Annotated in this window: 15 protein-coding genes; 10 read left to right on the top strand and 5 right to left on the bottom strand. The window is 44.7% G+C overall.

Annotated features, from left to right (window positions below; all coding sequences use genetic code 11):
* Nucleotides 1-80: 80 nt before the first annotated feature.
* Both B7P33_RS12965 and B7P33_RS12970 read left to right on the top strand, forming a co-directional pair.
* A complete protein-coding gene (locus B7P33_RS12965; RefSeq protein ID WP_097442449.1) occupies nt 81-578 on the top strand; it encodes a hypothetical protein in 498 nt (165 codons plus the stop codon).
* Complete coding sequence (locus tag B7P33_RS12970) at nt 579-1,028, top strand: hypothetical protein (RefSeq protein WP_097442450.1); 450 nt, start codon at nt 579-581, stop codon at nt 1,026-1,028.
* Nucleotides 1,029-1,139: 111 nt separating this feature from the next.
* Here B7P33_RS12970 and B7P33_RS12975 read toward each other — a convergent pair whose 3' ends face one another.
* Nucleotides 1,140-2,144 (bottom strand): metallophosphoesterase family protein, encoded by a 1,005-nt coding sequence (locus tag B7P33_RS12975; RefSeq protein WP_097442451.1) that lies wholly within the window; start codon nt 2,142-2,144, stop codon nt 1,140-1,142.
* A gap of 48 nt (nt 2,145-2,192) precedes the next feature.
* On the bottom strand, nt 2,193-3,236 hold the full coding sequence (locus B7P33_RS12980; protein ID WP_097442452.1) for an endonuclease/exonuclease/phosphatase family protein: 1,044 nt from the start codon (nt 3,234-3,236) through the stop codon (nt 2,193-2,195).
* Between the two features lie 139 nt (nt 3,237-3,375).
* On the opposite strand from B7P33_RS12980, the gene B7P33_RS12985 reads away from it, so the two are divergent.
* A complete protein-coding gene (locus B7P33_RS12985) occupies nt 3,376-4,449 on the top strand; it encodes an adenylate/guanylate cyclase domain-containing protein (RefSeq protein ID WP_097442453.1) in 1,074 nt (357 codons plus the stop codon).
* Between the two features lie 21 nt (nt 4,450-4,470).
* Here the strand turns inward: B7P33_RS12985 and B7P33_RS12990 are convergent, their stop codons facing one another.
* A complete protein-coding gene (locus B7P33_RS12990; protein ID WP_097442454.1) occupies nt 4,471-5,049 on the bottom strand; it encodes a TetR/AcrR family transcriptional regulator in 579 nt (192 codons plus the stop codon).
* A gap of 50 nt (nt 5,050-5,099) precedes the next feature.
* The gene (locus B7P33_RS12995; RefSeq protein ID WP_097442455.1) at nt 5,100-5,762 is read right to left on the bottom strand and encodes a transglutaminase-like domain-containing protein; all 663 of its coding nucleotides are present in this window, start codon (nt 5,760-5,762) and stop codon (nt 5,100-5,102) included.
* Between the two features lie 146 nt (nt 5,763-5,908).
* On the opposite strand from B7P33_RS12995, the gene B7P33_RS13000 reads away from it, so the two are divergent.
* Genes B7P33_RS13000 through B7P33_RS13025 form a run of 6 tightly spaced genes read left to right on the top strand, consistent with a single transcriptional unit; the run spans nt 5,909 to nt 13,784 of the window.
* Nucleotides 5,909-7,108, top strand: coding sequence for an acetyl-CoA C-acetyltransferase (locus tag B7P33_RS13000; protein WP_097442456.1), 1,200 nt, complete (start codon nt 5,909-5,911; stop codon nt 7,106-7,108).
* 12 nt (nt 7,109-7,120) lie between these two features.
* Nucleotides 7,121-9,265, top strand: coding sequence for a 3-hydroxyacyl-CoA dehydrogenase NAD-binding domain-containing protein (locus B7P33_RS13005; RefSeq protein ID WP_097442457.1), 2,145 nt, complete (start codon nt 7,121-7,123; stop codon nt 9,263-9,265).
* A 12-nt stretch (nt 9,266-9,277) separates the two neighbouring features.
* A complete protein-coding gene (locus B7P33_RS13010; protein ID WP_097442458.1) occupies nt 9,278-10,477 on the top strand; it encodes an acyl-CoA dehydrogenase family protein in 1,200 nt (399 codons plus the stop codon).
* Nucleotide 10,478: 1 nt separating this feature from the next.
* Nucleotides 10,479-10,871 carry an acyl-CoA thioesterase gene (locus B7P33_RS13015; protein ID WP_245871794.1) on the top strand — a complete coding sequence of 131 codons (393 nt, stop codon included), beginning with the start codon at nt 10,479-10,481 and terminating at the stop codon, nt 10,869-10,871.
* A gap of 47 nt (nt 10,872-10,918) precedes the next feature.
* Nucleotides 10,919-11,989: a CaiB/BaiF CoA transferase family protein gene (locus B7P33_RS13020; RefSeq protein ID WP_097442459.1), complete on the top strand. Its 1,071-nt coding sequence runs from the start codon at nt 10,919-10,921 to the stop codon at nt 11,987-11,989.
* A 28-nt stretch (nt 11,990-12,017) separates the two neighbouring features.
* Nucleotides 12,018-13,784 (top strand): AMP-dependent synthetase/ligase, encoded by a 1,767-nt coding sequence (locus tag B7P33_RS13025; RefSeq protein ID WP_097442972.1) that lies wholly within the window; start codon nt 12,018-12,020, stop codon nt 13,782-13,784.
* Between the two features lie 5 nt (nt 13,785-13,789).
* Here B7P33_RS13025 and B7P33_RS13030 read toward each other — a convergent pair whose 3' ends face one another.
* Nucleotides 13,790-14,254: a hypothetical protein gene (locus B7P33_RS13030; protein ID WP_141402479.1), complete on the bottom strand. Its 465-nt coding sequence runs from the start codon at nt 14,252-14,254 to the stop codon at nt 13,790-13,792.
* Nucleotides 14,255-14,553: 299 nt separating this feature from the next.
* Between B7P33_RS13030 and B7P33_RS13035 the strand changes: the two genes are divergently transcribed.
* Nucleotides 14,554-15,900, top strand: a complete 1,347-nt coding sequence (locus tag B7P33_RS13035) for a DEAD/DEAH box helicase (RefSeq protein WP_097442461.1) — start codon at nt 14,554-14,556, stop codon at nt 15,898-15,900.
* Nucleotides 15,901-15,944: the final 44 nt, after the last annotated feature.

Consider the following 15,944-nt stretch of genomic DNA (forward strand, 5'->3'; position numbering starts at 1 on the left):
AACCATAATCTATAAGAATACACTTTTAATTTTCTTTTACAAACAACTAAGCAATTAATAGAAACACATAAAATAAAACGATGAAAAAAACAGTACTTACCCTAGTAACCCTAGTAATGGCCATATATCTGGGTGTGGCCCAAAAAGGCCCGACACTAAAATTCTCTAAAGCCACCATTCCCGGAAAATGGAAGGTTGAATCGTGTAAAAAAGAGAGTGGCGAGACGAATTATGCAAAGGACAGTATTCTTTGGACTTTTGGACAAAACGGAGTTGCCGAAATTGAAGGTGCCGGTTTACCCCAAATGAACGATTATTACGACGTTAGCTATATGATGTTTAATCGTGACATGATTATTATTTTAATGAGGGAACTAAAAACCGTAGCTAAATTTACCTGGCAAAAATTTGTGGTACGGGAGATCTCGGAAGATGGGAATACATTATTTCTGGGAAATGTTAGTGATACATTTCTATACAAACTAAAACGGGTATCCGATAAGAATGAAACAGTAGAGGTAAAAAAAGATATGACTAGAAAAGATAGTAAGTATACCAAATACAAAAAAGGTAGTTAAATGGCTATGAAACCATCATCCGTATTAATCCAAAACACACTTCTTTTTTTAACGATTCTTTTTCTAACCATAGGAATTATCGCATTTTTAATACTGCTTGTCCAGTTTGGTAAAGGCGGGGTTTACACCTCTCCTGAAATTACTTTTTTTGAATTCATCGTATCGCTAACTGCATTGGTTATAAACCTAGTATTTGGAGGTATTTGTTTTGGACACTATACCCTATTGGCCAAAAAGCATCAATTTCAATATAAAGTACAGGAGTTTTTAAAATATCTTGGAATAGTTACATTTTTATTAGCCATTGGCATAACCTATTTTATTGGAGATTTATTCTGGGGAAAACCTTTAATAACAATAAGGATTTTAGCCGCCTTCTTATTTACCGCTGTATTCGCCATACTATGTTTTTCCTTAAGTAAACAAATTGAAAATGAATACATGACTTAAAAAACACTGGCGAAACTACAAAACGAAACAACAAAAGCTGTCTGGTATTACTTTATAAGGCATAATCCGTCGAGGACCAATATCTCTGAAAACAAAGGAAATGTATACCTCTTAGGAAAACGGAATCCCATAGTCCGAAATTTCCGGGCTGGGCCTATTCCCCAAAGGTGCCAAAGGCATTCCCGTGGCTTCCGGTGAAGGGGCTACCCATTGGCTTTTGGTACCCTGAAGCTCCATTTTCCCTCGGGGATCTAATCGTACAAAAGCGAACAAAGCATCTTGGTAGGTGGCCATTTGCGATAAATATTTATGCTTTTCATATAGAGCCTTCGGAAAACGTTCGGTATTCTTATAGGCCGGGGCCATCCAATGGTACGAGGCACTGTTCACTTCAATATAATCGATACCATTCAGTTGATGATGGAAATCGATATGGTTATGTCCGTTTAAACAACAGACGATCTTTTCGGAATGTGCCTCCAAGAGTTGTTGTACCTGCAGCCTGTTTTTAACCCCCCATTCATAATGCCATAGACTTTGATGCGAAAACACCAATGTAGGTAATTCGTTTTGCGCAAGATCTTGGGCCAGCCACTTCAACTGGGCCTCGTCGATAAAAGTGCGGTATTTACCATCGATATAAAAATTGGCCTTTTCGTAATCTATATAGGTACCATCCTTATAAAGAAAATTGGCATCGAGCACGATAAAATGGAAGCCGTTTTGGTCAAAAGAATAATAAGGTTGGGGCATTTGCCAATAGGCCAACATTTCGGTTTTGGAGTGGGCATCCATATCATGGTTGCCCAAAACATGGTACTTAGGCCCTTTGAATTGGTTCCAAATGGCCATAAACCCATCATTCTCAGGCTTGGCCATACAAAAATCCCCCAATTGGATTATAAAATCAACCTCCCGTGCCTGGGCCTCTTTTATAAAACTTGCCAAACGGGCATCGGCATCGGGCATAAGGTCTTTATGCACATCGGTGATAATACCGAATTGCAGGTCCCGGGCCCCTGTTTGGGACTTCGGCGTAAAAGAAAGTTGGGTAGTGGGTAATAACATAGCGCCGATTCCCTTACTCACAGTGGTGGAAAATTTCCTTCTATCCATTTCTTATTTCATTGTTTGATACTCCATTTATTCCTTGAAACCAGTTAACTATTCCACCCTAAAATGGGTCAAAACCGCACCATGATCAGAAGGGAACAACGGAAATCGTTGGGTGTTATCTTGAAAATGTCGGGTAATGGTTCGTGATTCCATAACCTGTATTTTGGTGCCGGTGGCAAAAATATAGTCGATACGCGTATACGGGTTTTGATATTCGGGCGATGGGTGTTCGGCCACGGGCATAAAACCTTCCCCGGACACATAGGTATAGTCGGTACCCACGGTGGTCCAGGTATAACCCAAATTATCTTCATTAATCACTGGGTGAACCGACCTATACGTATCCCTAAAACCTAGATCGGCCATGGCCATGGAAGTTTCGGCCTCTAAAATCCTACCATAATTCAGCTTTCGTTTCCGGGTGGCTTCGGTATAATCTAAATGGGAAACACAATTAAAATCGCCTGCGACGATCAATGGAACCATATCTCTTCGCTGCCAATCTTCTTTAAACTCTTTATGGTCCAACAACTGCTTCAAATGGTGGTAACGTACCGTATCGCCAGCATTAAATACCGAGTCGGACACCTTTTTATTCTTAATCTCCACAATATGTCTGCCTTCACTGGTAAGCCAAATATTGTACACCCGAACCTTGCTCCCGTTAGGTAAATTTACCGAAGCAGCGATAAAGGAAAAGGGGGATAGCCCATGAAGTGTTCCGAAATCTACGAGTTCGTAACGGCTAAAAATACATAGGTTGGCATCCGGTTTTGGGGTGTAATAATAAAACCCCAGGCTTTTGGCAATGTCGGCTGCCGAACCATAAGCCTCGGTCATGGTAACGATATCGGCCCCACTGTGTTTAATAATATCGATTACGCGTTGCCTGGCACTAACACCTTCAATTTCATATTTAGGTTCCAAATTCAGTTTACCCCAGATATTCCAGGTCATCACTTTAAGCTCAACAGCCTGTTTCTGTTGGGATTGGGCAGAAATATGCGTGTAATCTGGCCATCCTATAAGAAATCCAATAGTCAATAGTAGCTGTATACAGAGTGTATTTTTATTAAAAGTCAAAGTTTTCATTAGTTGGGTTGGCCCCTGTTTTCTAAAGCCCTCAAGATAGCATTTAAAGTGTTATGGGTATAGTCTAAAATGGAATGGTTATACTATTTTTGAAGTAGCTATCCGATTTTTACGTTAAACGTTACAAGACCTTTTAATTATGCATTTTTCGTGGAAGGAATTTTTGCGGTTTCTCTGGCAATCAGTACTCTTTTGGACCTTTGCGTACTTGTTTTTCGAAATGATGCAACTCAATGGCCCCGAGGTATATGGTAGCCAAAACCGGGTGGCTGCAAAACTGACTTGGTGGGATCGTTTAAAGATCAGTGTCTTGGCCGGAGGCACCATGGGATCTCTTTATGCTATAATCGAATATGGCTTTCAGTTGTATTTGGTACAGCGTTTTCCCCTGTGGAAACTTACCTTGAGTAAAATTCTGGTGTATTTTGTCGTTTTGGTCATTTTTTTCTCAGGCTTTCTTTCCCTGATGGATGACTATATAAACATGCCCATAGAGATAAAGATCGGTTGGTGGCGCCAAAGCGAAGTGTTTTGGGTGGGCATTCTATTCTTTATGGTGGCCTCCTTCGTTTTTGAACTCATCCGGATCATCAACAACAAATTTGGGCCCGGGGTCTTTTACAAATTGATGATGGGGAGTTACCGTACCCCCAAGGAGACCAAACGGATCTTTTTGTTCATCGACCTTAAATCATCCACGGAAATCGCGGAACGCCTAGGGCATTACAAATACAGTAGGTTTATTCAAGATTGTTTTCTTGACCTGAATGCGGTCTATCAGAAATTCGATGCGGATATCTATCAATATGTTGGCGACGAGGCCGTATTGACTTGGGCCTACGACTCCGGTCTAAAGGATAATAATTGTGTGGCCTTATTTTTTGCCTTTAGGGAACAAATCGAAACTCGAACCAACTATTACCAAAAAAAATATGGGACCATCCCAGTATTTAAAGCAGGCCTACATGGTGGCACCTTGATTGCGGCAGAGGTAGGGGGTACCAAAAGGGACCTGGCCTATCATGGCGATGTAATCAATACTACAGCCCGTATACAGGCCAGTTGCAATGGTCTTGGAGTCTCTTTTTTAATTTCTGATGAAATGCTGGCCCATTTAGCTTTGGGTCCGGAGTTCAAAATCGAATCCCTAGGAAGTCAATCGCTTCGGGGGAAGCAGAAAAATATGGACCTCTCGGCCTTATCGCTACAGTAATAATAGCAGTTGGAAGAAAGCTTATACTTCGCCTTCCTTGAATAATTCTATAGTTCGGGCGATTACCGAATCGAACTTTTCCCAAGTGGCTTCGTCACTTAAATCGGTATTGATAAAGTATTTGTTGAACTTGGAAAGCAGGGTAAAATAGACATAACCCCCTATCATTAGGTTCAGGGCTTGGGTCAAAGAGGTATCTTTCCCGTTCATGGGAAAAGCTTTGCCGATTTGGGCATTGGTAAATTTAAAGAGGTCTTTGGTATGTTCGTTATTCTCTAAGAGTTGCCATCTTAGAATTTCTTGGCTAAGGGCATTTTCTCGCAATTCCTTGGTACCTTTTTGGGTAAAGATCTTTAGGGCATCGAGGCTACCTTCCTGTTCTTGATCTATATCTAAAATAGTTTTGAAAAAATCCCCTTTTTGGGCGTATTGCAACAACAGGCCTTTGAGTCCGCCAAAGTAACGGTATATCAACTCTTTCGATACCCCAGCCGTTTTAGCGATGGCATTGATACCCACCCCTTGTGGTCCGCGTTCTTCCAAGACTTTTAAAAAAGCCTGATAAATCTTCTCTTCCGTTGCCGCCCTATCTTTTTTCATACAAAATGCTCCCTACTTAGTTATGCTCAATCCCATGATTTCGGACAAAATCAAAGCCTTGACAAGTCCAAAACTTCTCCCAATGTTACGTTATTTTTTTTGATCGGGGGGTAATATTTTTGCAATAGTTCCAGCATAAACGCTAAAGGAACCGTATCAAAAGCCCCATAATCTTCCATATATTCCATAAAGGCCCTTTCGCCTTTTACATCATACTCCTGAAAAAGGGAGTCGTTGGTACCATCGAATTCCAAGGGGTGTACCCCCAACATATCGCAAAGCCCTTTATTGAAGGCCGGGGTGGCTTTAACCCATTTCCCTTCCAACCAAATCTCTATATACCCATGGGGAACCAAAACATCGTTTCCAAACTTTTCCACAATCTGTTCCACCGCAATATGGTTACGTACTTTGGCCAAGCCCAAGCGCGCCGGAATCTTATGGGCCCGTAATAAGGCGATCATGATGATTACCTTATCGATACAGTGCCCTTGTTTGCGAACCACTAAATTGGAGGCCATCCAATCTTTTTCAATGAAACTGAATCGGTAGGGGTAATAGGCCCAATGGTCGCGTACGAAATAATAAATGGCCACGGCCTTTTCTCTATCGGTCATACCCGTATCAACCTCCAATTCATTTAAAACCCGGGCCACTTCTGGGTGTGAATAGTCAAAAAAGCGCGCTTCGCATATATATTGATTATCTTTCATTGGTTCCTTTAAAGTCTATATTTCGTAATCGTAGATGGAATCCATAAAACCAATCTTAAAATGACACCTTAAATTTTGTCAAATCCGTAAAATTGATTTTATTTGTAACCACTCGGTCACAAAAATAAGAAAAATTCCAGAAAACTATGGATGCATACATATACGATTCCGTAAGAACCCCAAGGGGAATCGGAAAAAAAACAGGTAGTCTGGCGCAAGTCAGTCCGGTACAGTTAGCGACCCAACTTTTGACTGCCCTAAAAAAAAGGAACGATTTAAACACCCAACTGGTAGAGGATGTAGTGTTGGGCTGTGTAACCCAAGCTGGGGAACAAGGCGGTAATGTAGCCAAAGTTGCCGCACAGATGGCCGACTACGGAGACCATTTAGCAGCAGTTTCCTTAAACCGCTATTGCGCTTCCGGACTAGAGGCCGTAAACCAAGCGGCCGCCCGGGTACGATCCGGCTGGAGCGATTTGATCATCGCCGGTGGGGTAGAATCTATGTCACGGGTTCCCATGGGCATCGATGGGTCGGCCTGGGTAATGGAACCTGACGCGGCCTTTGGAAAATTCGTACCCCAAGGAATCTCTGCAGATTTGATCGCTACCAAATATGGCTATAGCCGAAACGATTTGGATCAATTCGCCCTAAGTTCACAACAAAGGGCCACCGCCGCTAGGGAAGCAGGCCTGTTCAATAACAGTTTAATTCCCGTAATAGACGTTAACGGCATGCCCCATTTGTCGGAAGACGAATATATTCGTCCGAATACCACTTTGGAAGCCTTAGGCGCCTTACCGCCTGCATTTGCCAAAATGGGTCATATGTTATTTGACCAAACTGCTCTGGATACCTACCCTGAAATAGAGGCCATAGACCATGTACACCATGCCGGTAACTCTTCCGGAATCGTAGATGGGGCCGCCATGATGCTGATCGGTAATAAGGAAGTTGGCGAAAAGTTAGGCCTGAAACCTAGAGCCCGCATTAAAATGGGAAGCATTATAGGTTCTGAGCCTTTGATTATGCTCGAAGGTCCGACCCCGGCGACCAAAAAAGCCTTGAACAAGGCCGGAATGCAAGCCAGTGATATCGATCTATGGGAAATCAACGAAGCCTTTGCCGTAGTGCCCATGCGCCTTATGGAAAACCTAAAGGTAGATCACAGTATCGTTAATGTAAACGGGGGCGCCATAGCCATGGGCCATCCGCTTGGGGCCACGGGTTGTATGATTTTGGGTACCGCTCTAGACGAACTGGAACGACGCGACCAAAACACTGCCTTGGCCTCCCTTTGTGTTGGCGGGGGCATGGGAATCGCCACTATTATTGAACGCATCTAACCGAAAACTAGCATGGAACACATTAAATACAACATAGACCCCCAAGGAATAGCCACCATAATCTGGGATGTGGCCGGTTCACCCGTAAATATCATGAACGCCCATACCATGGCCGAATTCTTTTCTGTTATGGACCAAGCCTTGGGCGATGCTGCCGTAAAAGGCATAGTAGTAGGCTCGGCCAAATCGGATTTTATCGCCGGGGGCGACCTTAAATGGTTTTTGAACTACGACCAAAGCAAAGCCGACTGTTTTGAGATGCTTATGGATACCCACAAGGCCATGCGCCGTATGGAAACTGGGGGCAAACCTATTGTTGCCGCCATGAACGGCTTGGCCCTGGGTGGAGGGGTAGAGATCGCTTTAGCCTGTCACCATCGCATAATGACCGACCACCCCAAGAACAAAATGGGCTTGGTAGAATGCTCGATCGGACTTTTCCCCGGCGCCGGTGGAACCCAAAGGTTTTTACGGATGATCGGGGTACAAAAAAGCATCCAATACATTACCCAATCGAAGAAACTGACGGCCCAACAGGCCCTAAAGGACGGCCTTATCGATGCCGTTTGTGCCCCAGATGAAGATATTATCGCCAAAGCCAAAAACTGGATCTTGGCCCAAACCGAAGCCGTAGTACAGCCCTGGGACGTAAAGCGATACCAAATTCCGGGTACGCCCGTTGGGGTCGGACAGGTTTCGGGTATCACCGAATTTTATAGTGTATCCAATGCCATGGCCTATAAAAACACCCATGGGAATATGCTACATATCAAAAATGTGCTCAGTGCGCTATACCATGGTGCCGGCTGTGCCATTGACAATGCCTTGGAGCTGGAAGCCCGTTACTTTGTAGACACCCTTTTTACCAAAGAGACCAAGAACATTATCCGTTCTTCTTTCATCTTTATCGGCGATGCGGCCAAGGGTAAAGGCAAGCCCAAAGGTTTTGAAAAAGCCGAATACCGTAAAGTCGGGGTGCTGGGTGCCGGTATGATGGGTGCCGGAATCGCCTATGTTTCCGCCAAGGCCGGATTAGAAGTAGTACTTAAGGATACCGCCTTGGAAAATGCCGAAAAAGGTAAAGGATACTCCCAAATGATCGAAGCCAAAAAACTGGAGAAAAAGCGGACCACCCCCGAAAAAATGGAAGCCTTATTGGGCAATATCCAACCCACCGATAAGGTGGCCGATTTGGCCGATTGTGACCTGATCATAGAAGCCGTCTTCGAGAATGAAAAATTAAAGAACACGGTAACCCAAGAGACCGAAGCGGTAATCGGAAAAGAAGTGATCTACGCTTCCAATACCTCTACCATTCCCATTACCACCTTGGCGAAAGCATCATCGAAGCCCGATAAATACATCGGACTACATTTCTTTTCACCGGTAGACAAAATGCCACTGGTGGAAATAATCGTCGGCGAACAAACCTCAGATGCCACCTTGGCCGCGGCCATAGATTATGTTATCAAAATACGTAAGGTACCCATCGTTGTTAAAGACGGCCGAGGTTTCTTTACTTCTAGGGTCTTTGGCAAGTTCGTTAATGAGGGCATCAGTATGCTATCCGAAGGTATTCCGCCAGCGGTCATTGAAAATGTGGCCAAGAAAATTGGTATGCCCGTAGGCCCCCTGGCCATTTCAGACGAGGTGAACCTAAAACTGATGCTCGATATCATGGGCGAAGACCCCAACCTTACGGCCCATGAGAAACAGCTCGAAAAGACCATCGCCAAGATCGTATCGCACTATGGCCGTACGGGTAAAAAAGAAGGTCAAGGCTTTTACGAATACCCCAAAGGTGGTAAAAAGTACCTATGGCCACAATGGGCAGAGATTTTCCCAAGGGTCAGTGATTATGACGAAGCCGAAATTGGCCACAGATTATTGTTCGCCATGGTAATCGATGCCTACAAATGTTTGGATTCCGGCGTATTGCAGGCCCCCAAAGATGCCGATGTCGGTTCCATTCTAGGGCTCGGTTTCCCGATCCACACCGGAGGTGTCATGGGATATGTCGATTATATTGGAGGGGAGGCCTTTGCCGCCACGGCCCATGACTTGGCCCTAAAACACGGGGAACGTTTCGACTTGCCCGAAAGTTTAAAAGAACGCATCAAATCCGCTGGCGAAGCCCGCGTATTCTATAAAAATTAAAAAGCCCACCTTATGTTACAAAATGTATTGATGGAACGTAGCATCTATGCCTCGGAAGAGCATAAAATGATGCAGGAAATGATCCAAGATTTTATTAAGACCGATATCGAACCCCACGTAGACCAGTGGGAAAAGGATCAAATGGTAAGCCGTGAAGTATGGGAACGTGCCGGGGAATTGGGCCTGTTGTGTATCGATATGCCCGAACAATACGGTGGGGGCGGACTCCATTTTAGTTTCAGCGCCCTTTTGATCGAGGAAATGGCGAAAAAAGGCATCAGTGGACCCGGTTTCTCACTGCATTCCGATATCATTGCCCCTTACATCTTAAAATGGGGTAACCAGGCACAAAAGGAGAAATACCTACCCATAATGGCTACCGGAAAAATGATTACTGCCATTGGTATGACCGAGCCCAATTGCGGATCGGATCTACAAGCCATTCGAACCACGGCCGTAGATAAGGGCGACCACTATCTGGTAAACGGACAAAAGACCTTTATTACCAACGGCTATATGTGCGACATGGCCATTGTGGCCGTAAAGACCCATCCGGGTACGGAGCAGGAAGGCGTTTCCCTGTTGATTATGGAAAGTGCTTGGGAAGGCTTTGAAAAAGGCGTTCCTTTCAAGAAGATAGGCATGAAATCCCAGGATACCTGTGAGCTATTCTTCGATAATGTAAAAGTCCCCAAAGAAAACCTTTTGGGCGAAGAGGGGGCTGGCTTTAAGATCATGATGACCGAATTGGCCCGCGAACGCCTTTCGGTAGCTATTGCCGCTATCGGTGGGGCAGAGGGTGCCATTACCGACACCTTAGAGTACACCAGTACCCGTACCGCCTTTAAACAACCCATCGCGGCTTTTCAAAATACCCAATTCAAATTGGCCGAGTGCGCAACCCAATTACAGTTGCACCAAGCCTTTGTAGATCGATGTATCTTGGCCATGCACGAGCATACCCTCACCGCCGAAAGTGCTTCCATGGCCAAGTTCTCGGCCAGTGATATGCACGGCAAGGTGGTAGACGAATGCCTGCAATTGTTCGGGGGCTATGGTTATATGTGGGAATATCCTATTGCCCGTATGTATGCCGATAATAGGGTAGCCCGTATTTATGCCGGTACCAATGAGATTATGAAACTACTGATCGCCCGGGGCCTTTTCAAGGAGCTTTTCCAACAAATGAAGGGCGCTCGCAAAAGAAAATGATATGACCATAAACGACTTTAAGGTAAAGACTACCATTCAGGTACAATGGGGCGAAATGGACGCCTACCGCCATGTAAACAACGTATCCTACGTGCGCTGGGGCGAAACCGCCCGTATCGATTATTTTCTGGCCTTGGGTTATTTTACCAACGATCCCGAACAAATGGCCCATGCGCCCATCCTCGGCTTCCAGTCGGTAAAATATATTGCCCCCTTGGAGTATCCGGACACCATACATATCGGTACCCGTACCGAAGAGATCCGCGAAGATCGGGTGGTTTTCCGTTCGTACTATTTCAGTGAGAAAAAAGAGCGTTTGGTCGCCATTAAACCCATGAAGTCGCCATTTTCGATTATAAAACGAATAAAAAGGTCAATGTTCCGGCCGATCTGATCGAAGACATCAAAATACTGGAACATTTCCCAAACCACCTATAGCCCATGCAAGAGATAGCCCCTTTGGAAGGCCTACGTATATTGGATTTCAGCCGTTTGTTACCCGGCCCTTTGGGTACCCATTTTTTGAGTGATATGGGGGCCGAAGTGGTTAAAGTGGAACATCCGCAACGTATGGATTATACCCGTTATTACGAACCCAAACGGGAAGGCAATTCCGTTATGTTCCATTTGATGAATCATAACAAGGAATCGCTGATAGTGGATTATACCACCAAAGCGGGAAAGGATACGATTATGGACGAGATAAAAAAGGCCGACGTACTCATAGAGCAATTCCGCCCAGGGGCAATGGCGCGTTTCGGGTTTTCCTTTGAAGAGGTCAAGCGTATCAACCCCAAGATCGTTTACATTTCCATCACGGGTTACGGTCAACAAGGTAAAAAGGCCGATAAAGCCGGACATGATATCAACTATATGGCCACGGCAGGCTTGTTGGACCTAAACCGCGATGAAAAGGGCAAGCCGGTAATACCCGGGTTTCAGGTGGCCGATATTGCCGGGGGCTCCTATATGCTCTTGGCGGCCTGTACATCGGGGGTATTGGCCCAGCAGCGGCATCAAAAAGCCCAGTTCATTGATCTGGCCTTGGCCGATGCCACTTTACCCTTGGCCTCCATAGCCCAAGGCATGCAACAAGGCGGCATTCCCTATGCCAAAATGCCTTTGTTAAGTGGGCTTTTGGTCAATTATAATGTATACGAATGTGCCGATAACAAATGGATTGCCCTAGGCGCCTTGGAACTTAAATTTTGGAATGCCTTTTGCGAATTGGTGGGCCAACCCGATTGGAAGGCCAAAAGTGACCAAGAGCTTATCGTTGGGGTGTTCGATAAAAGCAAGGTCACCGCCCTGTTCCGTACCAAAACCCAGGCCGAATGGGTGGCATTGACCGAAGCGCACGACGTATGTTTGTCACCCATACTCACCCAAGCCGAAGTTATCGCCTACCAAGACCGAATGGAACGTGATTCTTTTGCGGAAATCAGTGTTGGGCCTCACAAAATGCATCCGTATAAAATCCCTTTCAAGACCTATATGGCCGAAGATTCGTAATTTGTACGGATACCAAACCAAAAACCCTATGGAACAACCCACCCGATTATTCGATCTGCCGTATTACCAGTTGGCGCAATATCCGCAGCAAAAGGCATTCAATACCAAATTAAACGGTGAATGGGAATCCGTTACCATTGCCGAGTATATTGATCGCGCCAATCAGGTCAGTCGGGCCCTATTACATCTAGGTGTAGGTCCGGACGACAAGATTGCCGTAATCACCAAGGTAAATCGAATCGAATGGCATCAGCTCGATATGGGCATGTCGCAATTGGGTGCCGTTAACGTGCCCTTGTATGCCACCTTAAGTGCCAAGGACTATGCCTATATACTCAACCATTCCGATGCCCAATACTGTTTTGTGTCCGACCAAGAATTGTTGGATAAAGTCCGTTCGGTACAACATGAAACCCAGCTAAAAGGCATATATACCTTTGATACCGATACCGATGGTGACACTTGGGAAAGCTTTATGGCCTTAGGAAGCGAAAATGGAAACCAAGAACAAGTAGATACATTAAAAACCCAAGTAAAGGCCGATGATTTGGCGTCGATAATCTATACTTCCGGTACAACGGGCACCCCAAAAGGAGTAATGATGAGCCATGCCAATTTAGTGTATACCGCAACACTCTGTAAAGACATTTTGGCTTTGGACGGTCCTGGAAAAAGGGTGTTGAGCTATTTACCCATCAGCCATATTTTCGAGCGTTTGACCACCTACTACTACGCCTATATGGGCTTTGAGATTTATTTTGCCGAATCCATCGAAAAACTGGCCGATAACCTTAAGGAAGTCCAGCCCCATTTTATTCCCATAGTACCCCGATTATTGGAAAAGGTATACGATAAGATTTTAGCCAAAGGGCAGGAGTTAAAGGGCTTAAAAAAGAAACTCTTCTTTTGGGCCGTGGATCTGGCCGAACGCTTCGAACCCAACCAAAACCAAGGTGCTTGGTATAATTGGCAACTCAAAAAGGCCGACAAGCTCATTTTTAGTAAATGGCGTGCCGTGTTCGGTGGACAGATCGAGTTTATGGTTTCGGGCAGTGCGCCTTTACAAGATCGTTTGATCAAAGCCTTTACCGCTGCCGGCCTGCCCATAATGGAAGGCTATGGTATGACGGAATCAGCCGGGGTCATTTCCATAAACGATGCCCGTGGCGGAAACCTACGCTTAAAAACTGTGGGTAAGACCGTAAAGGGGGTAACCGTTAGTTTAGCCGATGATGGGGAGATATTGATCCAAGGCCCCAATGTACTGCAAGGCTATTATAAAAACCCGAAAAAGACCGCCGAAGCCATTCAAAATGGGTTTTTCCATACCGGTGATATCGGGGAATTCGATGATGATGGTTTTTTACAAATCACCGACCGCAAAAAAGAAATCTTTAAAACCTCTGGAGGAAAATATATTGCCCCGGCCATGATAGAGAACTTGTTGAAACAGTCCGGTTTTATAGAGCAGGTCGTGGTGATAGGGGAGAACCGAAGAATGCCCGCCGCCCTGATCCAACCCAATCATGAATTCATTCAGGAATGGGCCCAAAAGCATGACTATACCTTAGAAAGTTTACATACCGACAGTAGGGTAATCGAACGTACACAGGAAGAAATAGACCGCTACAATGAAAGTTTGGGCAAATGGGAAAAAATCAAACGTTTTGAACTTACCGAAGATGTTTGGTCTATTGAAGCCGGACATCTGACCCCTACTTTAAAACCTAAACGCAAGGTAATCAAGGAAAAATACGCCCATTTATATCAAAAGATCTATGGGGAGAAGTTGTAATCCACTTAATACGGCCCTATAATAAACTCATCGATACCCAACTCCGGTTTTAACTCACGAAAAAGGGCAAAGGTCGATTTTAAAACCCTATATATTTCAGGCTCATAATATTTATCCGGATTATGAACACTGAGCTCAAATGTATCGCCTGTTGGATCTAGTATAGAAACTGAAATTGACCGCCCATCCAAGATTATTCGCGTATCCGGAATTATTTTTCCAAATGTAGAGCGCTTGACCAAGGCATCAATCGCATTGCCATATTCCAAACTTTCAGATAAGTTGAAATCCAAACTATCCTTTCGGTAGATTTCGAACTGCCTTTTGTACTTTCTGAATTCAGAAACCACCAATCTTTTTTGCTCCTGCGAAATATCCTTTTGCATAAAAGTGGCCAAACGTTCTGTTCTGGAATCCAAGGCTTTTTCTTCATCACTATCCAAAACCCTATCCGCTTCCTTCACCTCCATAGCAACCCGGATTTTAGTCGTCGATTTATTGATATAGATGCTAAAACTCCCCAAGGGCCCGTACGAATCCAAAGTTATATGGATATCTTCTTGTGCAGTAACACCAACACATCCTAGTAAAAACGAAAACAGTAGAAGTCGAAGTTTTGTCATAATCTGTAAATCCGGCTTAAAATACACCACCTAAGTTAACCATAGTCTGGCCCAAACCAAGTACCTAAAAACAAGATATGGTGCCATTTAGAAGTATATAACAAAACTGGATAGATAACCGTACTTTTGTCGCAAATAAAGCGACTATGGCTTCTTTTGAAGATTTCGGACTGGTAAAACAATTGGGCTATGCCTTGGACGATTTGGGTTTTAGCCAACCTACCCCCATCCAAGAACAGGCTTTTTCGCCCATACGATCCGGACAAGATGTGGTGGGCATCGCCCAAACCGGTACCGGTAAGACCTTGGCCTATATGTTGCCTTTGCTACAGGATCTTAAATTCTCAAAACAACTGAATCCCCGAATATTGATCTTGGTACCCACGCGGGAACTAGTGCTTCAGGTGGTTAAGCAGATCGAGAGTTATACCGCCTATCAGAACGTACGGATCCAAGGCGTTTATGGGGGCACCAATATCAATACCCAAAAGGCCAGCTTGGCCCAGGGTTGTGATATTGTGGTGGGTACCCCGGGCCGATTGTATGATTTGGCCCTCAGCCGGGCCTTGGCCTTGAAATCGATTAAAAAGGTAGTCATAGACGAGGTCGATGTGATGTTGGATTTGGGTTTCCGTTTTCAATTGGTAAACATTTTTGAGTTACTGCCCGAAAGACGGCAGCATATTATGTTCTCGGCCACCATGACGGAAGATGTCGATCAATTGATCCAAGATTATTTTATTCAACCCAAACAAGTGGCCATTGCCTTAAGCGGAACACCTTTAGATAATATAGCCCAAAGCTGTTATAAAGCCCCAAACTTTTTGTCTAAGGCCAGTTTATTGGCGCACCTATTAAGTGACCGGGAAGCTTTTTCCAAAGTACTGGTATTTGTGCCCAACAAACGTCATGCCGACCGTTTACACGGCCTATTGGAGGAATCTTTTGGTAGTACGGTAGATGTGATCCACTCCAACAAGACCCAAAATTATAGGATCAATGCCATTGAAGGTTTCGAAGAAGGCCAAACCCGTATTTTAGTCAGTACCGATGTAATGGCCCGTGGTTTGGACCTGGACAGTATTTCGCATGTAATTAATTTTGATGTCCCCAAGTACCCCGAAAACTATATGCACCGTATCGGTAGAACAGGTAGGGCCGAACACCGCGGACAGTCTATATTGTTTTATACCAAAAAAGAGGAAGACGGCAAAAATGCCATCGAAGATCTTATGGACATGCAAATCGAGGAACTGACCTGGCCCGAAGAAGCCGAAATAACCAACGAATTACTGCCCGAGGAACGCGATACCCCAAGAGAACACCATAACCCCTTAAAACGCGATGAGCAGGGGGGAAGTGCCTTTCACGAGAAAAAGGAAAAGAACCAAAAAACCAATCAGGGGGGCAAATACCGACGGGAAATAGCCAAGAAGTATAAAAAGCCAAAAACCCGCGGCGATAAAAACTACAACAAACGGAAACGACGTTAAAATTCCCTAAAAACTTTGTTGCCTTATCCTTTAATCGTAATATT

The organism is Sediminicola luteus (assembly GCF_002514735.1).
Classification (GTDB): domain Bacteria; phylum Bacteroidota; class Bacteroidia; order Flavobacteriales; family Flavobacteriaceae; genus HQA918.